This window comes from Variovorax sp. WS11, assembly GCF_010499245.1.
In the GTDB taxonomy this organism is placed as follows: Bacteria; Pseudomonadota; Gammaproteobacteria; order Burkholderiales; family Burkholderiaceae_C; genus Variovorax.
The window spans coordinates 836,011-859,129 of sequence record NZ_JAAGOW010000005.1 but is presented as its reverse complement, the minus strand read 5'-3'; the positions used below and the strand labels follow the sequence as shown (position 1 = coordinate 859,129).

Below are 23,119 nucleotides of genomic sequence, written 5' to 3'. Positions count from 1 at the left end.
TGACGAGCCTTTTGGGTTTGTTCAGAATTACGCACTGTGTTCATATATTAGACCAAAACGTGTCCTCCACGAGCTACGAACTGAGCGATGAGCAGAAGGCCATCCAGGACCTGATCCGGCGCGTCGCGCGCGAAAAAGTGGCGCCGCGCGCCGACGAGATCGACCGCACCGCCGAGTACCCGCACGACATGTTCGCGCTGCTCAAGGGACTGGGCCTGTTCGCGCTGCCCTTCCCCGCCGAATACGGCGGCACCGGCAGCACGCTGTCGGCCTGCGTGGCGGTCGAGGAGTTCGGGCGCGTCTGCTACAACACCGGCTACCTGCTGGTCGTGCAGTGGACGCCGTTCGGCGCCATCCTGGCCGGTGGCACCGAGGCGCAGAAGCAGCGCCTGCTGCCCGGGCTGGCGAGCGGCGAGCTGCGCGGCGCGCTGTCGCTGACCGAGCCGCAGAGCGGTTCCGACGTCTCCGGCATCAAGACCACCGCGCGCCGCACGGCCGGCGGCTACGTGCTCAACGGCGCGAAGATCTGGTGCACCAACGCCGACATCGCCGACTTCATCCTCGTCGCCGCGAAGACGCAGGACGAAGCCGGCCAGCCGCTCGGCATCAACCTGTTCGTCGTCGATCGCGGAACGCCCGGCCTGACGGTGGGCCGCAAGGAAGACAAGATGGGCGCCCGCGGCGTGCCCTCGTGCCCGCTCTTCTTCGACGAGGCGAAGCTCCCGCTGGACAGCCGCCTCGGCCCCGAGGGCGGCGAAGGCTTCAAGGTCGCCATGGAGGCGCTCAACACCAGCCGGCCGATCGTCGCGGCGCGTGCCGTCGGCATCGCGCAGGGCGCGATCGACCACGCCGTCGCGTACATCCGGGAGCGGCGCGCCTTCGGCCAGGCGATCAGCGACTTCCAGGGCGTGCGCTGGATGCTTGCCGACATGGTGATGCAGACCGAAGCAGCGCGCCAATTGGTCTATCGTACGGCCGCCATGGTCGACGCCGGCGTGACGGGCCGGGCGCTGGCGCCGATGGCGGCGATGGCCAAGTGCGTCGCCTCCGACGTTGCGATGAAAGTCGCCACCGATGCGGTGCAGCTCTTCGGCGCCGCCGGCGTGTCGGCCGAGTATCCGATCAACCGCTACTTCCGCGATGCGAAGGTGGTGCAGATCATCGAGGGCACGAACCAGATCCAGCGCAACATCATCGCGAACAGCCTGCTCGGGAAGGCCGGCCGATGACGGGACCGCTGGCCGGCCTGAAGGTCCTCGAGCTGGCCGGCATCGGCCCGGGGCCGATGTGCGCGATGCTGCTCGCCGACCTCGGCGCGACCGTGATCCGCGTGGACCGCAAGCAGCCCGTGAAGCTCGGCATCGAGCGGCCGCTGAAGTTCAACACGCTGCTGCGCAACCGCGGCGTGGTCGCGCTCGACCTGAAGCAGCCCGCTGCGGTGGAGGCGGTGCTCGGGCTGGTCGAGCAGGCCGATGCGCTGATCGAAGGGTTTCGCCCCGGCGTCACCGAGCGCCTCGGCCTGGGGCCCGACGTCTGCCTCGCGCGTAATCCGCGGCTGGTCTACGGGCGCCTCACCGGATGGGGCCAGAGCGGCCCGCTGGCGCAGGTGGCCGGCCACGACATCAACTATCTCGCCATCACCGGCATCCTGGAAGCGATCGGACGAGAAGGCCAGCCGCCGTCGATCCCGCTGAACCTGCTCGGCGACTATGCCGGCGGATCGCTGTACATGGCGGTCGGCCTGCTCGCCGCGACCCTCGAGGCGCGCCGCACGGGCCAGGGCCAGGTGGTCGACGCGGCGGTCGTCGACGGCGCCATGCACCTGGCGACGACCTTTCACGGCATGGTCGCCGGCGGCATCTGGCACGAAGGCCGCGGCGCCAACCTGACGGACAGCGGCTCGCATTTCTACGACTGCTACGAGTGCGCCGACGGCCGCTGGATCGCGGTCGGGCCGATCGAGGAGAAGTTCTTCGCCGAGCTGCTCGCCCGTCTGGAGATCGACGCCGAAGCGCTCGGCCCCCAGATGTCGCGCGAGCACTGGAAGCCGGCCAAGGAAATGCTTGCCGCCACCTTCAGGACGCGAACGCGCGACGACTGGGCGACGCGCCTGGAGCAGACCGACGCCTGCGTATCGCCGGTGCTGAGCTTTGCCGAGGCCGCGGCGCACCCGCACCTGAAGGCGCGCGGCAGCCTGGTCGAGATCGACGGCATCGTCCAATCCGCACCGGCCCCGCGCTTCTCGCGCAGCACGCCCGCCACCCCGACGCCGCCTCAGGCGGTCACGCCCGAGAACACCGATCGAACCTTGTCGGCCTGGTTGTCCCCGGACAAGATCGCGGCACTGCGGCGCGACGGCGTCATCGACTAGACACACCATGGACCTGCGCTACACCGACGAAGAACTTGCCTTCCGCGACGAGGTGCGCGCCTTCTTCGCGACGGCATTGCCGCCCGAGCTGCGCCGCAAATGCGAGCTCGGCCAGCGCATCGGCAAGGACGAAATGAAGCGCTGGGTGCGCATCCTGCACGAGCGCGGCTGGGCCACGCCTTCGTGGACGCCCGAATGGGGCGGCACCGGGTGGGACCCGGTCCGGCAATACATCTTCAAGGAAGAGCTCGCCATGGCCCCGGCGCCGGAGCCGATCTCGTTCAACATGAACATGATCGGGCCGACGCTGATCGCCTTCGGCAGCGACGAGCAGAAGCGCCATTTCCTGCCCCGCATCGCGCGCATGGAGTATTGGTTCTGTCAGGGCTTCTCGGAGCCGGGTGCCGGGTCGGACCTGGCGGCGCTGCGCACCAGCGCCGTCCTGGACGGCGACCACTACATCGTCAATGGGCAGAAGCTGTGGACCTCGACCGCGCACCATGCCGATTGGTGCTTCCTGCTCGTGCGCACCGATCCGGCAGCGAAGAAGCAGCAGGGCATCACCTACCTGCTGATGGACATGCGCTCGCCCGGCGTTTCGGTGCGGCCGATCGTGACGATCGATGGGCACCACGAGACCAACGAGATGTTCCTCGACAACGTGCGCATCCCGGTGGCGATGCGCGTCGGCGACGAGAACAAGGGCTGGGACTATGCGAAGTACCTGCTGGGCCATGAGCGCAGCGGCATCGCGCGCGTGGGCGTCTCCAAGTTCCGGGTGCGCCGCGCGAGGCAGCTCGCCGCGCAGGTGATGCAAGGCGGCCGGCCTCTGATCGAGGACGCGCGCTTCCAGGAGCGCGTCGCCGAGATCGAGATCGAGCTGAAGGCGCTCGAGATCACCCAGATGCGGCTGATCTCCGAAACCGCCAAGCACTCCAACGGCAAGCCCGACCCCAAGTCCTCGATCCTGAAGATGAAGGGCTCGCAGCTCCAGCAGGCGGCGGCCGAGCTGCTGCTGGAGGTCGCCGGCCTGCACGCACTGGAGTTCGACCCCGGCTTCCTCGCCGGCCGGCCGGACGCCGCCGAGGATGCCGACGATTGGGCGCTGACGATCGCCCCCAACCACTACTGGGCGCGGCACGTGTCGATCGTCGGTGGCTCGAACGAGATCCAGCGCAACATCCTCGCCAAGACCGTGCTCGGACTCTGACCCACCCACCATGGACTTCGACCTCACCGACGAGCAGCGCATGCTGCAGGACAGCCTGCAGCGGCTTCTGGCCGAACGCTGCGGCTTCGAACAACGGCTGGCCAGCCGCGACGAGCCCGGCGGCTACAGCCGCGCGCTGTGGTCGCGCCATGCCGAGATGGGACTGCTGGGGCTGCCCTTCGCCGAGGATGACGGCGGTCTCGGCGGCGGCCCCGTCGAAACGCTGATCGTGATGCAGGCCTTCGGCCGTGCACTCGCGCTCGAGCCCTATTTGCCGACGGTGGTGCTGTCCGGCGCCCTGCTGCGCCAGGCCGCCTCGCCGGCGCAGCGCGATGCGCAGGTGGGCGCGATCGTCGCCGGGGAGCGCACGCTGGCCTTTGCCTACGCCGAATCGCAATCGCGTGACGACCTGGCCGACGTCACGGCGCGTGCCGAGCGCGACGGCGCCGGTTGGCGGCTCTCGGGCATCAAGCGTTTCGTGCTCGCCGGCGACAGCGCCGAGCTGCTGATCGTCTCGGCCCGCACGCACGGCGATGCGCGCGACCGCGACGGCGTGTCGCTGTTTCTCGTCGATCCGGGCGCGGCCGGGATCACGCGGCGCGGCTACCGCACGCAGGACCACCAGCGTGCCGCCGACATCCGCTTCGATGCGGTGCATCTGGAGGCAGACGCTCTGCTCGGGCCCGAAGGCGCCGCGCTGCCGCTGATCGAAGGCGCCGTCGACACCGCCACGGCCGCGCTGTGCGCCGAAGCGGTCGGCGCGATGGAACGCCTGCACGAGATCACCGTCGAGTACCTGACGATGCGCAAGCAGTTCGGCGTCGCGATCGGCAGCTTCCAGGCGCTGCAGCATCGTGCGGTGGACATGCTGGTCGCCGTCGAGCAGGCGCGCAGCATGGCCTTGTACGCAGCGATGATGTGCAGCGAACCCGACGCCGCCGAGCGCGGCCGCGCGATTTCCGCCGCCAAGGTGCAGATCAACAAGAGCGCGCGCTTCGTCGCGCAGGAGGCGATCCAGCTGCACGGCGGCATCGGCATGACCGAGGAGTGCCAGGCCGGGCATTACTTCCGGCGGCTGTCGGTGATCGAGATGCTGTTCGGCGACACCGCGCACCACCTGCGGCGGGTGGCCGCTGGGGGCGGATTGATCTAGGCGGCCCGCGCCTCGATGCCGGCCACCACGCCGGAAGCCTTCGCAGCGACTTCCTTGACCACGGTCTTCAGCTGGTCGAGCTCGTTGCGGAAGCGATCCGACGGGCCCGCGATGTTGAGCGATGCGACGCAGTTGCCGTCGCCGTCGAACACCGGCGCAGCCACGGCCGCCAGGCCGACCATGTAGTTGTCCACCGAGGTCGACACGCCCTCGGCACGAATCCGGTCGAGCTCGCGCGAGAGCGATGCGCGGGTCACCGGAATCGCCGTCCTGACCTTGAACTGCACCGACGACAGGTAGGCCTCGCGCCAGCGCTTCTCGGTGTAGGCGAGCAGCAGCCGGCCGGCGGAGCTGGCATAGAGCGGCCGCGTGGTGCCCACCGGAATCTGGTAGCGCACCGGATGCGGGCTGTCGATGATTTCGACGTAGGTCAGCACCTCGGCGTCGCGGTTGAGCACCCCCAGGAGCACGGTTTCGCCGGTGCGCTGGCAGAGCTCCTCCATGAAGGGCCGGATCATCCTCGGGAAGTTCCAGGCCGACATCACGCTCGCGGCGAGCCTAAAGATCGACGGGCCCAGCCGGTACTGGCCGGCGCTGTGGATCAGGTAGCCCTCCGCGACCAGCGGGCGCAGCAGGTTCAGCAGGCTGCTTTTGGGGGACTCGAGCGTGACGTTGAGCTCGGCCAGCGACATGCCGTCCGGCGTCATCGACAGCACGTCGAACAGGCCGAGCAGGCGCGTGAGCGAGCGTGGCCCGGTGACGTCGCGCTCTGCGGGCAGGCCGTTGTTGTTGTCTTCGACGATTTTCTTGGTGACCATTGCATCCCCATGCGGGCCGGACGGGCCGCTCAGTTCGGTCGGGCCCGTCAGGCTCGCAATGCTACCCGAGCCCGGCAGCATTGCATGCTCCCGGGCTTTCCTCACACCGGATCCCAGGGCGTCAGCTTCATCGAGGGCACGTTGTCGAAGAAGCTGGCCTCGAAGGCCGGCATCGCCTCGTCCGCGATCATCTCGGGCGTCCAGCCATCGCCGCGGTGCATCGAGCGCATCATGCGGATCTGGCTGAAGAAGTAGATCTCGTTGGCGCGCACGCCGAAGATCTGCCCCGACACCTTGCCGGCGCGGTCGCTGGCAAGGTACACCGCCAGCGGCGCGATCTTGGCGCTTTCCATCTTCTTCAGCTTCTCGACGCGCGCCTTCTCCTCCGGCGTGTCGGCCGGGATGCCCGCGGTCATCGCCGTCCAGGCCCAGGGCGCGATGCAGTTGGAGCGGACCTTGAAGCGCGCCATGTCGAGCGCGATCGATTTCGACAGCCCCACGATGCCCATCTTCGCGGCCGAGTAGTTGCCCTGGCCCAGGTTTCCGATGAGCCCCGAGGTCGAGGTCATGTGCACGTAGCTGCCGCTCTCCTGGCTCTTGAAATGCGGCGCCGCGGCGCGCGTCATGTAGAAGGAGCCGTTCAGGTGCACGTCGACGACGGCCTGCCACTCCTCCTTGCTCATGTTGAAGATGAAGCGGTCGCGCACGATGCCGGCGTTGTTGACGATGCAGTCGATGCGGCCGAAGCTGTCGAGCGCGGCCTGCACGATCTTGTGCGCCGAATCCCATTCGGCCACGCTCTCCACCGCAGCCACCGCCTGCCCGCCCGCTTCCCTGATCTCGGCGACCACCGATTCGGCCAGCGCCTGGCCGCTTTCCTTGTCGCGCGCGAGATCGTTGACCACCACCTTCGCGCCATTCGCGGCGAACGCCTTCGCGAAGTCGCGCCCGATGCCGGCACCGGCGCCGGTCACGATCACGACCTTGTCTTGAACCATCCCCATCCGTTTGCTCCTTGAGTTTTGGTGTTCAGTCGCCGCTGAAATCGGGCACGCGCTTGCCGCGAAACGCCGCGACGGCCTCGGCATGGTCTCGCGTCTGGTTCGACAGCAGCTCGTAGGCCATGCCGGCGTCCATCACCGAGGCGGCGATCTGCTTGAGCCCGACGTTGATCGTGGCCTTGGTCCACTGGATCGCGCGGCGCGCGCCGCCGGCCATGCGCTGGGCCCAGGCATCGACCGCGGCATCGAGTTCCTCGGCCGGCAAGGCGAAATTGACCAGCCCGATCGCGGCCGCCTCCTCGCCGGTGATCGTGTCGCCGGTCAACAGGTACTGCTTGGCTCGGGCATAGCCGATGAGCTGCGGCCAGATGACCGCGCCGCCGTCGCCGGCGACGAAGCCGACCTTCACATGCGGATCCGCGATCTTCGCGTGGTTCGCGGCGAAGATGACGTCGCAGAACAGCGCCAGCGTTGCGCCCAGGCCCATCGCGGCGCCGTTCACCTTGGCGATCACCGGCTGCGGCACGTCGAGCAGGCCCATCACCAGGCGCTTGGCCATCGTCGCATCCGGCACCATCAGCGACGGGCGATCGACCAGGCGCTGCATCTGCTCGACGTCGCCGCCGGCGCTGAAAGCCTTGCCGGCGCCGGTCAACACGACGACATGCGTCGCGTCGTCGCGAGGCAGTTCGCCGAGCAGGCGCTCCAGCTCGTCGTGCATCGCCGTGTCGAACGCATTCAGCGCCTCCGGGCGGTTGAAGCTCACGTGAAGCACGCGCCCGTCGCGGCCGTCGCGTCGGAGTGCCAGGCTGCGGTAGTGGTCGAGATTCATGCTGCCGTCTCTCGTTGCGCCTCGATGAAGCGCCCAAGGTGCCATTCGCCGTCGCCGTACAGCGTCGTCAGCGCCAGCAGCCGCTTGTAGTAGTGGCCGATCGGATACTCGTCGGTGAGCCCGATGCCGCCGTGCAGCTGGATGCCCTGCCCGCCGACGAAGCGGGCCGACGATGCCAGCAGCACCTTCGCGGCCGAGACCGCCTGGCGACGCAGCGCGGGCGCGCCGTCGAGGCTGGCGATGCCGCGGTACAGGATCGATCGCGTCTCCTGCACCTCCACGAACATCTCCGAGATGCGGTGCTGCAGCGCCTGGAAGCGGCCGATCGGCTGGCCGAATTGCTGGCGCGTCTTCAGGTACTCGCTGCTCGTCTCCAGCACCGCTTCCATGCAGCCCAGCGCCTCGGCCACCTGCGCGAGCGCGGCGCGGTCGAGCGCCTCCTCGAGCTTCGCGAGGCCGCTGCCGGGCGCCGTGAGCCGCGCGTCGGCGGCAACGTACACCGAGCGCAGCTCCAGGTCGGCGGCCAGCGTGCCGTCGATCAGCGGATAGCCGTGCACCGCGGCCGCGCTCTTGTCGACCAGGAACAGCGCGAGCCCCTCGCCGGCGACCTGCGCCGACACGATGAAAAGATCCGCCCCCTGCGCGCCGGGAATCATCAGCTTGGTCCCCTCGATCACGAAGCCGTCGCCCTCGGCGCGCGCGAGGGTCGACGCCGCGTCCAGCTCGTAGCGGCCGGCCGGCTCGCTGTGCGCGAGCGCGATCTGCAATGCACCGCCGGCCAGAGCTTCGAGCAGCTCGCCGCGCCGTTGCGCTGCGAACACCGGCGCGTCGGCGGTCTCGACCAGCCGGGCCGACAGCACCGCGCAGCCGATGTAGGGTTCGAGTGCCAGCGCGCGGCCGAGCTCCTCGGTCACCAGCGCCGTCTCGACGAAGCTGCAGCCCAGCCCGCCGAAGTCCTCCGGGATGCCGAGGCCGAGCCAGCCCATCTCGGCGTACTGCGCCCAGTGCGGCGTCGATGCGTCGCCGGCCGCCTGCAGGCGGCGCCGCGCCTCGAAGCCGTACTGCTCGCGCACGTAGCGGTTCGCGGCATCGCGCAGCATCTGCTGCTCTTCGCTCAGGTTGAAGTCCATGTCTGCGTCCCTGCCTGCCTACAGCCCGAAGGCCAGCTTGGCGATGATGTTCTTCTGGATCTCCTGCGACCCGCCGTAGATCGTCGACGCGCGCGTGATCAGCGCCTGCGCGGTGCGGCCCGGCACCTGCGGCGGCCAGCGCAGCGCCTCGCCGCCGGCTAGCGCCTCGCCCTCGTCGTGGCCCCACTGACGCAGCGCATGCAGGCCCAGCGCTTCCACCTGCAGCTCGGTGACGCGCTGCTGCAGCGCCGAGCCGCGCAGCTTGAGCGCCGACACCACCGCATCGAGGTCGTGGCGGTTCTTCTCCTGCGACAGCACGCGCAGCACCGAGTATTCGAGCGCGAGCAGGTCGACCTCGACGCGCGCGAGCTCGCGGGCGAACTCGGGGCGATCGATCAGGCGCTGGCCGTTCACGCGCTGCACCGTGGCGATCTCGCGCGCCTTCTCGAGCTCGCGCTTGTTGAAGTAGAGGAAGGCGCTGGCAGTGCGCTCCTTGCCGAGCAGGTACTTGGCATAGGTCCAGCCCATGCCGGGCTCGCCGACGAGGTTCTCGCAGGGCACCCGCACGTTGTCGAGGAACACCTCGTTGAGCCCGAGGCCGCCTTCGATCGACACGATCGGCCGCACCGTCAGGCCCGGCGTGTCCATCCTGATCAGCAGGAAGGAGATGCCGCGCTGCGGCTTCACGTCGGCATCGGTGCGCACCAGGAAGAAGCCCCACTCGGCCATCGAGGCATCGCTGGTCCAGATCTTCTGGCCGTTGACGATGTACTCGTCGCCGACGCGCTCGGCCCGCGTCTTCAGGCTCGCGAGGTCCGAGCCGGCATTGGGCTCGGAGAAGCCCTGGGTCCAGAACTCGTCGCCGGCCAGCATCGGCGGCAGGAAGCGCCGCTTCTGCGCCTCGGACGCGAAGGCGAGCATCACCGGCGCGACCATGTGCAGCCCCTGCCAGCTGTAGTCCAGCCCGTCGGCGTCGTACAGCTCCTGCATGAAGAGGTGCTTGCGCAGCGGGCTCCAGCCGGTGCCGCCCCATTCGAGCGGCCAGTGCGGTGCGCCCCAGCCGCGGCCGTGCATCAGCTTCTGGAACGCCCGCACGTCCTCGCGCGACGGCGGGTGGGCGCCGATGTAGAAGCGGCGCGCCATCGGCGGCGGGAGGTGGTCGCGGAAGAAGGCGCGAACCTCCAGCCTGAAGGCCTCGTCCTCGGGGGAAAACTCGAAGCGCATGGACAGTGTGGCTCTCAGTTGATCAATTATGTGAACGATGTTCGTTTAGTTTAACGACACTGAACGGACTGTCAATGCTTCGCCGCGTGCGCAGAGCACGCGCGCGGGTTTCGGGTCCGCGAACAGCGCGGCCACTGCAGCGGCGCGGCGGCGCAGCACCACGACCGGGCTGAGCGTGCCCTTGGCGGTCATCTCGCCGCTGTCGAGCGTGGCCGGCTCGGTTTCGACCACGATACGCAGCACGCGGTTCGAGCTGCCGGTGGCACCGGCAGCCAGCGCATCCAGCCGCTGCTGGAAGGCCGTCCGCACGCGCGGGCTCGCGACGACCTCGCTCGCGGGCGCGTCGGCCGCAAGCGCCGGGTCGAACGCACGGCAGGCCGCAAGATCGGGGAACACCAGTGCGCCGACATGGTCCTCGCCGCTGCCGGCGATCACGAGGTCCAGCACGAGCGGCGAGAACGCCGCCAGCGTCGTGCTGCGCAGCGGCCCCGCATGGACCCAGGTGCCGCTGGAGAGCTTGAAGTTCTCGGCGATCCGGCCGTCGAATCGCAGCCCTTGCTCCGGATGCGCGGGGTCGACGAAGCTCGCCGCGTCGCCGAGGCAGAAGTAGCCTTCGTCGTCGAAGGCAGCAGCGCTGCGCTCGGGATCGTTCCAGTAGCCGGGCGTCACGCAGTCGCCCCGGACGCGCAGCTCGAGCTTGTCGTTCACCGGCGCGAGCTTCAGCTCGACCCCGGCCACCGGCAGCCCGACGATCGCCTCGCGGCGCGGGTCCCGGCTCGTCGTCAACGGCACCGGGCCGCATTCGGTGGAGCCAATGCCCGAGACGATCAGCACCCGCTCGCCGCAGTGCTTCACCGCCACCTCGTCGAGGCCGGCCCAGGTGTGCGCGGGCAGCACGGCGCCGCCGTAGTACAGCAGCTGCAGCCGCGCGTAGAAGCGCTCGCGCAGCAGTGCGTCGTCGCGCAGGTGCGGCAGCAGCGCGGCCAGGCCCCCCGGCGTGTTGTAGTAGATCGTCGGCGACACCTCGCGCAGCGCGTCGACGCTGGGCTGCACCGCCTCGGCCATCGGCTTGCCGGGGTCCAGGTAGTAGGAGCCGCCGCAGTACAGCGCGATCCCGAGGTTGTTGGTGCCGCCGAAGGTGTGGTGCCACGGCAGCCAGTCGACCAGCACCGGCGGCTCGTCGAGCAGGAAGGGCATCGCCTGCACGACCTGCTGGCGGTTGCTGCAGAGCATGCGGTGGGTCAGCATCACGCCCTTGGGCTCGCCGGTGGTGCCGGAGGTGAACATCACCTTGGCCACCTGCTCGGGCCGGATGGCGTCGTAGGCCGCGTCGACCGCATGGCCCGGCGCGGCGTCGAGCAATGTGGAGAACGGCGTGGCACCGCCTTCGGCCTCGCTGGCGACGAACTCCGCCTCGGGGAAGGCCGCGCGCGCGGCACGCCCGTAGGCCGCTGCGCTGGACGCATAGACCAGCCCCGGACGCACACGCTCGTTCAGGAACTTCAGCTTCGCGTGGTCCTGCGACAGCAGCGCATACGCCGGCGTCACCGGCACATACGGAATGCCGACGTGCGTGCAGGCCAGCGCCAGCAGCTGGTTGTCGAAGTCGTTCTCCGACAGGATCATCACCGGCCGTTCGGCGCCGAGCCTGCGCTCCAGCAGCGACTGGCCGATTGCCCTGACCTTGTGCAACGTGTCGGCGAAAGTCAGGGTCTCCCAGGCCCCGGTCTTTGGGCCGCCCGGCGGGCGGCGGGCGAGGAACACTTGCGCCGGCCGTTCGAGGGCCCACTGCGCCAGCCGGTCGGTGTAGCGCCGCGGATAGCGGTGGAGAGGCTCGGCGAGACGCATGCGAACGCTGCCGTCCGCATCGTGCGCGACCTCGCAGGCGCCCGGACCGAGCCGCACCGGCCGGATCGGCGCATCGAACGAGGGATCGCGGTGGGGCATGGAAAACGTCTCCTGAAACGTGGCCGTCGATCCGGCGGCACTTCATTTAATTGAACATCGTACTAGAATTCGAACGACAGAGACAAGCCCATCGCGCCATGACTGACCTCCTCTACGAACCCTCCGACGACGGCATCGCCACGCTGACGCTGAACCGGCCCGATGCGCTCAACGCCTTCGACTTCCCGATGTACGAGGCGCTGATCGCCCAGCTCGAGGCGCTGCGGCACGACGCCGGCACGCGCGTGCTGATCGTCACCGGCGCCGGTCGCGCGTTCTGCGCCGGCCATGACCTGCGCTCGCCTGGGCCGGCGCCATGGGTGGACCCGGCGCTCGGCAAGCCCTACGTGGCGAAGCACTCGATCACGCGCATCGCGCAGATCCCGCTGTTGATGCGCCAGTTGCCGCAGCCGGTGATTGCGGCAGTGAACGGCGCCGCGGCGGGCATCGGCTTCGCGTTCGCGCTGGCGGCCGATCTGTGTCTGGCCGGGCAATCCGCCAAATTCGTCAACTCGATCCACAACGCCGGCACCGGCCACGAGCTCGGCATGAGCTGGATGCTGCCGCGCGCGGTCGGCACCCAGCGCGCCGCCGAGATCCTGCTGACGGCGCGTCCGGTGCTGGCCGACGAGGCGGCTCGCATCGGGCTGGCACTGCGCGTGGTGCCGGATGAGCGCCTGCTGGCCGAGGCGCGCGCGCTCGCCGAGGCGATCTGCGCCAACGTGCCGCTCGGCGTCTGGCTCACCAAGCAATCGCTGTGGCTGAACCAGGGCGTCGCGAGCCTGGAAGCGGCCTGCGAGATCGAATCGCGCGCGGTCTTCCAGGCCCAGGCGACGGAAGATGCGGCGGAGAAGCGCAAGGCCTATTTCGAGAAGCGTGCGCCGCGCTTCGGCAACCGATGAACGCTGCGCCGACGGACATCCCGCCCGGCTTCGAGCAGATGCCGGCCTTCGGCCCTTTCCACGAACTGGTCGGGCCGTTGTATGCGGCACGGCGCGACGCCATGCACATCGTCGGCCTGCGGGTCGAGGACAAGCACCGCAACCGCGGCGCGATGATGCACGGCGGCATGATCTGCATGCTGGCCGACACCGCGATCGTCTGGGCCGCCAAGCATGCGCGAGAGCCGAGGCCGAAGATGCTGACGACCAACCTGTCGGTCAACCTGATCGGCAACGCGCCGCCCGGCGCCTGGGTGGAAGCGCAGGTCGACGTGGTGCGCGCCGGGCGGCGCGTCGTGTTCGCCAACTGCTATATCTGGAGCCAGGGGCAGCGCATCGCGCAGGCCACTGCGCAGTGCCAGGTCATCGGGGAAGAAACGGCGTGAGACCGGCACGACCCCCGCTGCGAGGTCGCGCGGCTCGGTGCGCCGGCTAAAGCATCCCGCGATCCTTCGCCGTCTTCACGTTGTCGCCGACCAGCCCGCGCTCGCGCAGCACCGCCACCGTCGCCTCCAGCGCCTCGGCCACGCAGGGGAAGCCGCAGTACGGAATCGCCTGGATCAGCGCCTCCTGCAGCTCGATGACCGTCAGGCCGTTGTTCAGCCCCGCGCGCACATGGTTCTTCAGCTCGTTGGGCTTGCCCATGCCGACGAGGATGCCGATGGTGACGAGACTGCGCTCCTTGCGCTGCAGGCCCGGGCGCGACCAGACGGCGCCGAACGCCGATTCGAGCGCGATCGTCGCGGCATCCGCCGCGAAGCCTCCCGAGTTCGCCGCCGAAAGCATGCCGCCGAGAAAGGCCTCCCCGAGCATCTCGCGCACGAGGTTCACGCCCCGTTGGTAGTTGGGGCTCTGTTCGTCTTCGCTGCTCATCGAATGGGTCTCCGGGTGGTTGGGCATCGGCTCGCGACGACGATTCGGGTAAACCCGCTTGGTGGGACGCCCGGGTCATCGCCTACAGTGAACTACGTTCTATTTTACGAACATTGTTCCGTTATATGCAATCCCCAGCCGCTCTTGCGACACCCCCCGCCACCGCGCCCCGGCTACGCGAACTGGAGTCCTCCAACCATCTGCTCGGCGACCGGGCCGCACTCGATGCCGCCTGGGAGCGCAACGGCTACTGGTTCTTCCGCGACGTGCTGGACCGCGACGCGGTCGCGCGCCTGCGCGCCGTCTACATGCAACTGCTCGGCGAGTACGGCGTGGCCGACCCGGCAGACCCCGAGGCGCGCTACAACGGCGCGAGCCTCGAGGGCTTCCCCTTCCGGATGGATCCGCTGTCGAAGCGCAAGGCCTGGCAGCCCTTCGTGCGCGAGCCGTCGATCCACGCCTTCTTCCGGCACCTGCTGCAGGACGAGCCCTTCTGGATCCCGACCGTGGAGTACCGTGCCACGCCGCCGGCGGCCGACCGAACGCGTTCGCGCCTGGACTTCGTGCACCAGGACGGCTTCTACAACAAGGGCATCCCCTTCCGCATCTGCTGGATCCCGCTCGCCGAGATCGATGACGAGGTCGGCGGCCTGATCCTCGGCGAAGGCCTGCACCGCGGTCCGATCCTGCACGACACGCAGCAGCCGCCGCTCTACCCGATTCCCGAGGGCGCGGTGCCGGCCGAGCGCTGGCGCCGCACCACCTACCGGCCCGGTGACGTGCTGCTGATGGACCTCAACACCCCGCACACCGGCCTCGCGAACCGTTCCGACCGCTTTCGCCTGTCGATGGACATCCGCGTGATGGGCGCGAACGAGGACCCGCCGATGGTCGGTCGCCTCACCGCCGTCGAAGCGCACGCAGTCGAGCTCGAAGGCGAAGATGGGCGCAGCGGACGTTTCGTCGTCGACGCGGCGAGCTATTGCCGCGGCCTCGACGGCCAGCAGGTCCCGCTGGCCGACATCGCCACGCGCTTCCATGTCGGCGACGAAGTCATCCTTGCAGCACGGGGCGGCCGCGCGACGATCATGCGCCCCATCCATTGAGCGCCATGTCCCGCCCCTCTCGCTACTTGCAGCGCCTGGCCGGCAAGGTCGCGATCGTCACCGGCGCCGGTTCGCAGGGCGAGGGCTTCGGCACCGGCAAGGCCATCGCCTGCGTGTTCGCGCGCGAAGGCGCGCACGTCGCGCTGGTGGACCTGGATGCCGAACGCGCCGAGATCACGCGCCGCCTGATCGCCGAGGACGGGGGCGACGCCTTCGTCTGTGCCGCCGACGTCACCGAGGTGGACGGCTGCCGCCGCGTCGTCGCGGCAACGCTCGAACACTACGGCCGCCTCGACGTGCTGGTGAACAACGTCGGCCACGGTGCCGGCGGCGGCCGCCTGGAGGCGCTGCCCGACGGGCTGTGGCAGCGCGTGCTCGACATCAACCTGAAGAGCGTCGTGCTGATGACGCAGCAGGCGATCACGCACCTGGTCGCCTCGCGCGGCAACATCGTCAACATCGCGTCCACCGCCGGCCTGCGCGCCCACGGCGGCGCGGCCTACGGCCCCTCGAAGGCCGCCGTCGTGGCGCTGTCGCGCGAGCTCGCGGTGATGTACGGCCGCGACGGCGTGCGTGCGAACACGATCGCGCCGGGCCACCTGTTCACTCCGCTGGTCGCGCAGTTCGTCGACGCGGCCGGCCGCGAGCGCCGCCGCCGCATCGCGCCGCTGGGCATCGAAGGCGACGCGTGGGATGTCGCGGCCGCCGCGCTGTTCCTCGCGAGCGACGAGGCACGCTTCATCAGCGGTGTCTGCCTGCCGGTGGACGGCGGCGTCGGCGAAGTGGCGGCGCTCGCCGCCCTGGAAATGATCGCGGCCGAGGACGAAGCGAAGGCCGACCTGACTGGAGACACGCCATGAACAAGTGGCTGAAGAGCAGCGAGACGATTCTTTTCAAGATCGAAGAGCGGGTGGCGCGCATCACGCTGAACCGGCCCGACAAGCGCAACGCGCTGTCCGACACCATGCTCGGCGAGCTCGAGCAGGCCTTGCTCGAGGCCGACGACCGGCGCGACGTGAGCGTCATCGTGATCGACGGCGCCGGGCGCGACTTCTGCGCCGGCTACGACCTGGCCGGCGCCTACGCCGGCGTCGCACCCGAGGACATGCCCTACGACCCGGCGCTGTACCGGAGTCAGCGCAGCGGCTTCGACGACGATTGCTGGGCGCTCGAGCGCACGCTCGAACAGCGCATGCGCATCTTCGACCTGCACAAGCCGGTGATCGCGAAGATCCACGGCAACTGCCTGGCCGGGGGCACCGACCTCGCCTTCCTGTGCGACCTGGTGCTGGCGGCCGAGGACGCGCGCATCGGCTTTCCGGCGACGCGCGCCAACGGCACGCCGCCGACGCAGTTCTGGCTCGCCCATGCCGGCCCGCAATGGGCCAAGCGGTTGATGTTCACCGGCGACTGCGTGAGCGGTCTCGATGCAGCACGCCTCGGCCTCGTGATGGAAGCCGTGCCGGCCGATCGGCTCGAAGACGAGGTCGCCGAACTCGCGCGCCGCATCGCCCTGACCGACGTCGATCTGCTCGCCGCGCACAAGCGGGTCGTCAACCTCGGCATGGAGCTGATGCATGTGCGCACGCTGCAGCGCCTCACGGCCGAGCTCGACGCGCGCGCGCACCTGGCCAGCGGGCCGCGGCGCACGCAGTTCAAGGCCGACATGACGTCGGGCGGGCTGAAGGAGGCGCTGAAGAACCGCGACGAGCCGTATGGCGACAGCGTCGTGCGCCTGAAGGCACGGGGCACATCAGCAGGGGAAGGCTGAGCCTACAGGCCGCCGCTGCAGAGGTACTGCCGCTCCTGGCGGGCGCCCGACAGCAGGGCTCGTGGCAACGCACTGGCTTCGCTTTTCCAAGGAGCTGCGCGGGGTGTGCAAGAGCGATGGATGCTGGCTTGCGCGCCGCGGAAGGCGGTCTGCGGTCCGGGCTCATACTGGGGCGGTCGTCGCTTCGCGCCGACTCCGCTGCGGTGCTCGCCGCCCCAGAAATCGCCCGGCCCGCAGACCACCTTCCGCGGAGGAGACGGTGGGGTTGATCTGAATACCGACCCGGACCCCGGCCCCGGCCGCACGCACCCAGCGTTCTGGGGTGTTTGGATGTTCGGGGAAACCGGCGCAACGTATCCCGCAAAGGTGCCCGCGGGTCCGCTGCGGCGCGCCTCTGTGGCGCCGAGGAGCGGAGCGTCGCCGGCCGCACGCCTGCCGAAGGACAGGCGTGCTTCGTGGACTGACTTGCCGCAGCTGTTTGAGCAGAGTGAACGAAGTGAACGTCGCGAGTTCTGCGGCAGGCCGGCGACGCGAGCACCGCAGGGAAGTCGGCGCGAAGCGACGACCGCCACAGTGGCGCGCCGCAGCGGACCCGCGGGCGCCTTTGCAGCGCGCAGGCACATACCCCGTCGGGCGCCCCCCAGTGCAAGGAGCGCCCTGCTCGACAGTTGGAATCAGCCGACCTCGACCAAGCCGTTGTTCAGCACCACCGTCTTGCGCGCATCGACACTGGCGCGCAGCCGCAGCAGCGCCGCACCCTCGCGCCACAGTTCGTAGCGCACGGTCTCCCCCGGCCAGACCGGCGAGGTGAAGCGCAGCGCCAGGCGCTTCAGGCGTGCCGCATCGTGGTCGAGCACCTGCTCGATCACCGCGCGCGCCGCCATGCCGTAGGTGCACAGGCCGTGCAGGATCGGGCGGTCGAAGCCGGCCTTCGCGGCCACTTCGGGATCGGCATGCAGCGGATTCACGTCGCCGCTCAGGCGGTAGATCAAGGCCGCCTCGGGCCGCGTGGCATAGCTCACTTCGACATCGGCCGCGCGTTCGGGCACGGCCGGCAGCGGCTCGGGGCCGGGATCGCTCCTGCCGCCATTGGCGCTGAAGCCGCCGTCGCCGCGCAAGAAGGTCACGTTGCGGCTCTCCGCCACAGGCTCGCCGCTTGCCGCGTCGACCAGCGTCCGCAGCACCACCGCGACCGCCCCCTTGCCGGCGCCCTTGTCGGTCAGCGAGACCACGCGGTTGCGCGCGATCACGCAGCCCTTGACCGGCAACGGGCGCAGGACCCGCACGTCCTGCTCGCCGTGCACCAGCTTGACGGCATCGGCGCCGGTCTTCGGGTCGCGCCACCAGATGCCGGGCGAGCCCATCACCGCCGCCATGGTCGGGACCGCCTGCAACGCCTCCTCGTAGACGAAGCGCAGGGCGCCGCGATCCATCGGGTCCTGCCCGAAGCCCAGGCCCAGCGCATACAGCATCGTGTCGCGTTCGGTATAGCGATGGACCAGGTCGGGGAAAGTCCAGTTCTTGCAGATCTCGTAGTCGAGCATGTCGATTCCAATGCCTATGGCGTTTCTTGGCTGCCCAGGATCACGAGCGCCTCGTGCGAGAGCTCGCCGCCGTTGCCCTGCGCAATCGCCAGCTTCGCGCCCGGCACCTGCCGCTCGCCGGCGCTGCCCGCGAGCTGGCGCGCCGCCTCGACGATCGTGAACAGACCATACATGCCCGGGTGCACGCAGGACAGGCCGCCGCCGTTGGTGTTCACCGCCAGTTCCCCGCCCGGCGCGATGCGGCCGCCCTCGACAAAGCGGCCCCCTTCGCCCTTCTCGCAGAAGCCCAGATCCTCGAGGAACAGGATCGGGTTGATGGTGAACGCGTCGTACAGCTCGACGACATCGATGTCCTGGGGGCCCACACCGGCCTGCGCATAGGCGCGCGGGCCGGCCTCGGCGAGCCCGGTGACGGTCAGGTCCGGCATGCTCGCGATCTCGCGGTGCGTCGTGGACTGCGCGCCGCCGAGCAGGTACACCGGCCGACTGCACAGATCCTTCGCACGGTCCGCGCGCGTCAGCACCACCGCGGCCGCGCCGTCGGTGACGAGGCAGCAGTCGCGCACGCCGAAGGGGTCGGCGACCAGGCGGGCCTTCAGGTAGTCCTCCATCGTCAACGGCTCGCGCACGAAGGCCTCGGGGTTCAGCGCTGCCCATTGGCGCGCAGCCACGGCGACGGCGCCGAGCTGCTCCTTCGTCGTGCCGTACTGGTGCATGTGGCGCGCCGCGGCGAGCGCATACGACGAGATCGGGCGCAGCGGCTTGTACGGCGACTCCCACGGCGAGGGCCGCGACGATTGCAGCAGCTTGCCGGTGCTGCTGCGCTGGTTGCTGCCGTAGGCAATCAGCGCCACGTCGCACAGGCCGGCATCGAGCGCCAGCGCGGCCAGCATCGCATGCACCTGGAACGAGGAGCCGCCGGTGCGGTTGTTGTCGAGGAATCGCGGGTGAATGCCGAGCGTCTCGGCGAAGGTCAGACCGGACAGCGAGTCGTCCATGACCACGACGAACAGGCCATCGACATCCGATGGCTTCAATCCGGCCTGGGCCAGCGCGAGTACGCTCGCCTGATGTGCCAGCTCCATCGAGCTGTAGCCCGGAGCAGCGCCGCAGCCGAAGGTGGCGGTGCCGACGATCGCGCTCCGGCCGCGGGGGAAACGTTCCTGCATCGCTCAGCCCTCCGCCGGTTCGAACACGACCAGCGGATGCTCCTCCTCGGTGATGATCCTGGCGCGCACCGCCATGCCGATCTTCACCGCCTCGGGCGCGATGCCGTCGACACGGCTCATCATGCGCGGCCCCTCGGCAAGATCGATCAGCGCGAGGTTGGCGTTCGCTGCCGGCGGCTTGCCGCGGATCACCGTCGTCGAGTAGACGATGCCGCGGCCCGAGGCCTCGACCCATTCGAGGTCGGTCGCGCCGGTGCCCGGCTCGGCCACGCGCGGGTGGTACACATGGCCGCCGGTGCTGCGGCTCTTCTGGATCATGAAGCGCCCGGAAGCCAGGCGCTCGAAGAATTCCTTCTCGGGGTTCATCGGGTTCCTTGCTCGCTCGTCAGCCATGCATGGTCAGGCCGCCGCTGACCGAGACCACCTGGCCGGTCATGAAGTCGGTGGCCGGCGTCGCGAGGTAGACGATGGTGTGCGCGATCTCGACCGGCTGCGCCAGCCGCTTCAGCGGGATCGCCTTGATCAGCGCGTCGCGCAGCTTGCCCTCGGGAATCGTGCCGTTGAACAGCGGCGTGTCGGTCGGCCCCGGCGCGACGCAGTTGCAGGTGATGCCCGAGCGCGCCGTCTCGCGCGCCAGCGACTTCGTGAAGGCGATCACCGCGCCCTTGGTGCCGGCATAGAAGGTCTCGCCCATGCTGCCGACGCGCCCGGCGTCGCTCGCCACCATCACGATCTTGCCGCGGCGCCGCTCGATCATGTGCGGCAGGAAGCGGTGGATCATGCGCACCGGGCCGATGTAGTTGACCTGCGCGAGCAGGTCCCACACGTCGGGCGTGTTCTCGAGGAAGGGCATCACGCGGTCGAGGCCGGCGACATTCGCGATGATGTCCGGCGCGCCGCCGATCCGCGCCACGGCAGCGTCGACGAAGGCGTCGATGGTCGCTGGGCTGCCGAGGTCCAGGGCAAAGAACTCGCCGTGCCCCCCGCCGTTGCGGATCTGCGCGATGGTGGCCTCGCCATCGGCCTCATTCCTGTCGCCGGCGTACACGGTGGCGCCGGCGCTGGCGAACTGCAGCGCCGCGGCGCGTCCGATGCCGGAGGCGCAGCCGGTGATGACGACGCTCTTGCCGGCCAGGTCGGTGACGGCGCGCCAGGAGGTGTCGGGGGTCTCGGTCATGAATGGGTCTCCAGGGTTCAGGGGGATGGGGTCGGTGCGGGCTTGGCGCTGCGCTGCAGGAAGGCCGCGATGCGTTCGCGTGCCTCCGGCGTTTCGAGCAAGGCGCCGCCCAGCTCGCGTTCGAGCGCGTAGCCGGTGGTGGCCGAAGCGCCGGCGGCTGCGATCAACTGCTTGGCGACGCGCAAGGCCGGCGGCGGCAGCGCGGCAACGCGCCGCGCCAGCTGCGATGCCTCGCCGGCGATCGCGGCCCGGGGCACTGCCCATTGCACGAGGCCGAGCTCTTTCGCGGCCGTGCCGTCCAGCACTTCGGCCCCGAGGATCAGGCGGCTCGCGATGCCGGCGCCCGCCAGCCGCGTCAGGCGCTGCGTACCGCCGAGGCCGGGAATCAGGCCGAGGCCCACTTCGGGCAGCCCGAGCTTGGCTTCGTTCGCGGCAATGCGCAGGTCGCAGCACAGGGCCAGCTCCAGCCCGCCGCCGAGCGCGGCGCCGCCGATCTCCGCCAGCGTGACCTGCGGCAGGCTCGCGAGCCTGGCGAACACCGCCTGCAGCCGCTCGATGTAGAGCGCGAGCCGCGGCCCCGGACGGGCTTCGCCGGCCCAGCCATCGATCTGCGCCAGGTCGGCGCCGGCCGCGAACACCTTCTGGTTGCTGCGCAGATGCAGCACCGTCCAGTCGTCGCGCGCGCCCAGCTGGTCGAGGAGCGCGCCGAAGGCCTCGCCCCACTCCTCGCTCAGCGCATTTACCGGCGCGCGGCACAGCGTGACGGTCGCAATGCGATCGGCAACCTGGTTTTCGAACAGGGCGGTCATTGGACAAGCTCCGTGCTGGACGCTGCGGTGATGCGGTCTTGCTCCCTCCCCTCCCCTGGGGGGAGGGCTGGGGAGGGGCACCGGACGCTCGTTTCGGCGGTGCTTGTTTCGAGGCTGGAGCCGGGATGTCGCCCCCGGCAGGTGAGTCACTTTTCTTTGCGTCGCCAAAGAAAGTAACAGAAAAGGCGACCCCACTGGCCGCGACCCTCCGCTTCGCTCGGGAAGCCTGCGGTGCTCGCTTTCGCGGGGTCCGCGCAAACTCGCTTCGCTCAAACACGCGCGGCCCTGATCCGCGAAAAGCTGCGCTCCTCGGCTACGGCCAGAGGGGAGTTGGAATTCAACTGCGCCATGGCGCGTCCGCCCAAAACCCTCACCCAACCCTCTCCCGCAAGCGGGAGAGGGAGCCCCCAGCAAAGGCGCAACGCCGGCACGAAGGCCGGTGCCCATTCCCCCTCCCCGGAGCAAGACGCATCCTTCGACAAGGTCGACGCAGGATGCTTCATTGCGAACCCTCGCGCGCTCGCGCAGCGCCACCTTGTTCACCTTGCCGCTCGCCACCCGAGGCAGCTCGCTGATCGCCTCGACCAGCTTCGGGCACTTGTAGCCGGCGATCAGGCGCTTGCAATGGGCGATCACCTCGGCTTCGGGCGCGCTCGCGCCGCTGGCGCAGACCACGTAGGCCTTCACCGCCTCGCCCCACTTCGCATCGGGCACCCCGATCACCGCGCACTCGACGATGCCCGGATAGGCCTGCACCGCTTCCTCGACCTCGCGGCTGTAGATGTTCTCGCCACCCGAGATGATCATGTCCTTCTTGCGGTCGACCAGGAACAGGTAGCCGTCCTCGTCCACATAGCCGACGTCGCCGGTGCGATACCAGCCGTCCCGCAGCGCCTCCAGCGTCGCGGCGGTGTTGTTCCAGTAGCCGTCCATGCGCTCGTCGGTGAGGGTCCAGACTTCGCCCGCGGTGCCGGCCGGACAGTCCTCGCCGTCATCGCCGACGATGCGGATCCGCGTGCCCTGCCCCGGGTGGCCGACCGAGGCGATGCGCTTCACGTCGCGCGCGTCGCCGAAGGGCTTCAGCTCGTGACGGTACATCCCGCAGCCCGCAGTCTCGGTGGCGCCGTACTGCACCGAGAACACCGGGCCGATGCGCTCGAACGCACGCCGCAGCAGCGCCACCGGCACCGGCGCCGCCGCGGCCACGACGTTGTGCAGGCTCGACAGGTCCGCATCGCCGATCGCCGGCGAATCGAGGATCGCCTGCAGCATCGCCGACACGACGAAGGTGAAGCTGATGCGCTCCTCCTGGATCGTGCGGATCACGTTCGCCGCATCGAAGCCGCGGTGCAGCACCAGCGTGCCGGCGCACCACCGGACCTGCAGCGCATAGCCGATCACACCGACGTGAAAGGCCGGCGTCGTCAGCAGCATGCGCGTGTCGGAGTCGAGCTCGCTCATGCGCGAGCCGGCGTCGGCCGTGCGCACCCAGCGCCACTGGGCGCGCAGCGCACCCTTGGGCCGGCCGGTGGTGCCGCTGGTATAGACCAGCGGCCCGTAGTCCTGCGCGTGCGAGCGGAATGGCGGTCCTTCGGGGGAGCCCTGCTCGACGACGGCCTCGTAGTCGTTGGCCCAGCCCGGCGCAGGTCCGCCGATGCACACATAGGCCTCGATGGTCGCGAGCCGCGGCCGCAGCGCGTCGACCATTTCCGCATACTGCGCCTCGAACACCAGCACGCGAGGCGTCGCATCGCCGAGCAGCCATTCGACCTCGGCCGCGGCCAGGCGGAAGTTCACCGTCGCGACGATGTAGCCCGCCCAGTCGCCGGCGGCCAGCAGCTCGATGTACTCGGCGTTGTTCATCGACAGGATCGCGACCCGGTCCTGCCGCCGCAGGCCCAGGCGGTGCAGCCCGTCGGCCAGGCGCTTCGCGCGTTCGAGCAGCTGGCGATGGCTCAGCCGCCGGCCCTCGCACACCAGCGCCTCACGCTCCGGGTGGAAGCGCGCGTTGCGTTCCAGCAGCTCGCCGATGGTCTGGAGCAT

General features: G+C 69.6%; 21 protein-coding genes. 9 read left to right on the top strand and 12 right to left on the bottom strand.

Annotated features, from left to right (window positions below):
• The first annotated feature begins 59 nt into the window (after positions 1–59).
• Genes GXN78_RS38650 through GXN78_RS38635 form a run of 4 tightly spaced genes read left to right on the top strand, consistent with a single transcriptional unit; the run spans position 60 to position 4,734 of the window.
• On the top strand, positions 60–1,229 hold the full coding sequence (locus tag GXN78_RS38650; RefSeq protein ID WP_106556933.1) for an acyl-CoA dehydrogenase family protein: 1,170 nt from the start codon (positions 60–62) through the stop codon (positions 1,227–1,229).
• The gene (locus tag GXN78_RS38645; protein ID WP_106556932.1) at positions 1,226–2,371 is read left to right on the top strand and encodes a CaiB/BaiF CoA-transferase family protein; all 1,146 of its coding nucleotides are present in this window, start codon (positions 1,226–1,228) and stop codon (positions 2,369–2,371) included. The genes GXN78_RS38650 and GXN78_RS38645 overlap by 4 nt, the downstream gene beginning before the upstream one ends.
• Before the next feature lie 7 nt (positions 2,372–2,378).
• The gene (locus GXN78_RS38640) at positions 2,379–3,581 is read left to right on the top strand and encodes an acyl-CoA dehydrogenase family protein (protein WP_106556931.1); all 1,203 of its coding nucleotides are present in this window, start codon (positions 2,379–2,381) and stop codon (positions 3,579–3,581) included.
• A 10-nt stretch (positions 3,582–3,591) separates the two neighbouring features.
• On the top strand, positions 3,592–4,734 hold the full coding sequence (locus GXN78_RS38635; protein WP_106556930.1) for an acyl-CoA dehydrogenase family protein: 1,143 nt from the start codon (positions 3,592–3,594) through the stop codon (positions 4,732–4,734).
• On the opposite strand, the gene GXN78_RS38630 is transcribed toward GXN78_RS38635, so the two are convergent.
• The 6 genes from GXN78_RS38630 to GXN78_RS38605 form a co-directional block, all read right to left on the bottom strand.
• Positions 4,731–5,552: an IclR family transcriptional regulator gene (locus GXN78_RS38630; protein ID WP_106556982.1), complete on the bottom strand. Its 822-nt coding sequence runs from the start codon at positions 5,550–5,552 to the stop codon at positions 4,731–4,733. The two genes, GXN78_RS38635 and GXN78_RS38630, sit on opposite strands and share 4 nt — an antisense overlap.
• A gap of 101 nt (positions 5,553–5,653) precedes the next feature.
• Positions 5,654–6,556 carry an SDR family NAD(P)-dependent oxidoreductase gene (locus tag GXN78_RS38625; protein WP_106556929.1) on the bottom strand — a complete coding sequence of 301 codons (903 nt, stop codon included), beginning with the start codon at positions 6,554–6,556 and terminating at the stop codon, positions 5,654–5,656.
• Positions 6,557–6,581: 25 nt separating this feature from the next.
• The gene (locus tag GXN78_RS38620; protein WP_106556928.1) at positions 6,582–7,385 is read right to left on the bottom strand and encodes an enoyl-CoA hydratase-related protein; all 804 of its coding nucleotides are present in this window, start codon (positions 7,383–7,385) and stop codon (positions 6,582–6,584) included.
• A complete protein-coding gene (locus GXN78_RS38615) occupies positions 7,382–8,515 on the bottom strand; it encodes an acyl-CoA dehydrogenase family protein (protein WP_106556927.1) in 1,134 nt (377 codons plus the stop codon). Before GXN78_RS38615 ends, GXN78_RS38620 begins: the two co-directional genes overlap by 4 nt.
• A gap of 18 nt (positions 8,516–8,533) precedes the next feature.
• Entirely contained in the window at positions 8,534–9,739 is a 1,206-nt protein-coding gene (locus tag GXN78_RS38610; protein WP_106556926.1) for an acyl-CoA dehydrogenase family protein, read from the bottom strand.
• 45 nt (positions 9,740–9,784) lie between these two features.
• Complete coding sequence (locus GXN78_RS38605; protein WP_106556925.1) at positions 9,785–11,686, bottom strand: feruloyl-CoA synthase; 1,902 nt, start codon at positions 11,684–11,686, stop codon at positions 9,785–9,787.
• A 98-nt stretch (positions 11,687–11,784) separates the two neighbouring features.
• On the opposite strand from GXN78_RS38605, the gene GXN78_RS38600 reads away from it, so the two are divergent.
• Positions 11,785–12,588 (top strand): enoyl-CoA hydratase-related protein, encoded by an 804-nt coding sequence (locus GXN78_RS38600; protein ID WP_106556924.1) that lies wholly within the window; start codon positions 11,785–11,787, stop codon positions 12,586–12,588.
• Positions 12,585–13,013, top strand: a complete 429-nt coding sequence (locus tag GXN78_RS38595) for a PaaI family thioesterase (RefSeq protein WP_106556923.1) — start codon at positions 12,585–12,587, stop codon at positions 13,011–13,013. The genes GXN78_RS38600 and GXN78_RS38595 overlap by 4 nt, the downstream gene beginning before the upstream one ends.
• Before the next feature lie 46 nt (positions 13,014–13,059).
• On the opposite strand, the gene GXN78_RS38590 is transcribed toward GXN78_RS38595, so the two are convergent.
• The gene (locus GXN78_RS38590) at positions 13,060–13,500 is read right to left on the bottom strand and encodes a carboxymuconolactone decarboxylase family protein (RefSeq protein ID WP_106556981.1); all 441 of its coding nucleotides are present in this window, start codon (positions 13,498–13,500) and stop codon (positions 13,060–13,062) included.
• A 125-nt stretch (positions 13,501–13,625) separates the two neighbouring features.
• On the opposite strand from GXN78_RS38590, the gene GXN78_RS38585 reads away from it, so the two are divergent.
• The 3 genes from GXN78_RS38585 to GXN78_RS38575 are packed head-to-tail and all read left to right on the top strand — an operon-like array spanning position 13,626 to position 16,377.
• The gene (locus GXN78_RS38585; protein WP_106556922.1) at positions 13,626–14,606 is read left to right on the top strand and encodes a phytanoyl-CoA dioxygenase family protein; all 981 of its coding nucleotides are present in this window, start codon (positions 13,626–13,628) and stop codon (positions 14,604–14,606) included.
• Positions 14,607–14,611: 5 nt separating this feature from the next.
• Positions 14,612–15,466, top strand: a complete 855-nt coding sequence (locus GXN78_RS38580) for a glucose 1-dehydrogenase (protein WP_106556921.1) — start codon at positions 14,612–14,614, stop codon at positions 15,464–15,466.
• Positions 15,463–16,377, top strand: coding sequence for a crotonase/enoyl-CoA hydratase family protein (locus tag GXN78_RS38575; RefSeq protein ID WP_106556920.1), 915 nt, complete (start codon positions 15,463–15,465; stop codon positions 16,375–16,377). Before GXN78_RS38580 ends, GXN78_RS38575 begins: the two co-directional genes overlap by 4 nt.
• Positions 16,378–17,051: 674 nt before the next feature.
• Here GXN78_RS38575 and GXN78_RS38570 read toward each other — a convergent pair.
• Genes GXN78_RS38570 through GXN78_RS42340 form a run of 5 tightly spaced genes read right to left on the bottom strand, consistent with a single transcriptional unit; the run spans position 17,052 to position 23,119 of the window.
• Positions 17,052–17,921 (bottom strand): MaoC/PaaZ C-terminal domain-containing protein, encoded by an 870-nt coding sequence (locus tag GXN78_RS38570; protein ID WP_106556919.1) that lies wholly within the window; start codon positions 17,919–17,921, stop codon positions 17,052–17,054.
• Positions 17,922–17,935: 14 nt separating this feature from the next.
• Complete coding sequence (locus tag GXN78_RS38565) at positions 17,936–19,090, bottom strand: thiolase (protein WP_106556918.1); 1,155 nt, start codon at positions 19,088–19,090, stop codon at positions 17,936–17,938.
• Between the two features lie 3 nt (positions 19,091–19,093).
• Entirely contained in the window at positions 19,094–19,456 is a 363-nt protein-coding gene (locus tag GXN78_RS38560; protein WP_239143080.1) for an OB-fold domain-containing protein, read from the bottom strand.
• A gap of 19 nt (positions 19,457–19,475) precedes the next feature.
• Positions 19,476–20,267, bottom strand: coding sequence for an SDR family NAD(P)-dependent oxidoreductase (locus GXN78_RS38555; RefSeq protein ID WP_106556916.1), 792 nt, complete (start codon positions 20,265–20,267; stop codon positions 19,476–19,478).
• Positions 20,268–20,284: 17 nt separating this feature from the next.
• Complete coding sequence (locus GXN78_RS42340) at positions 20,285–23,119, bottom strand: AMP-binding protein (RefSeq protein ID WP_164256317.1); 2,835 nt, start codon at positions 23,117–23,119, stop codon at positions 20,285–20,287.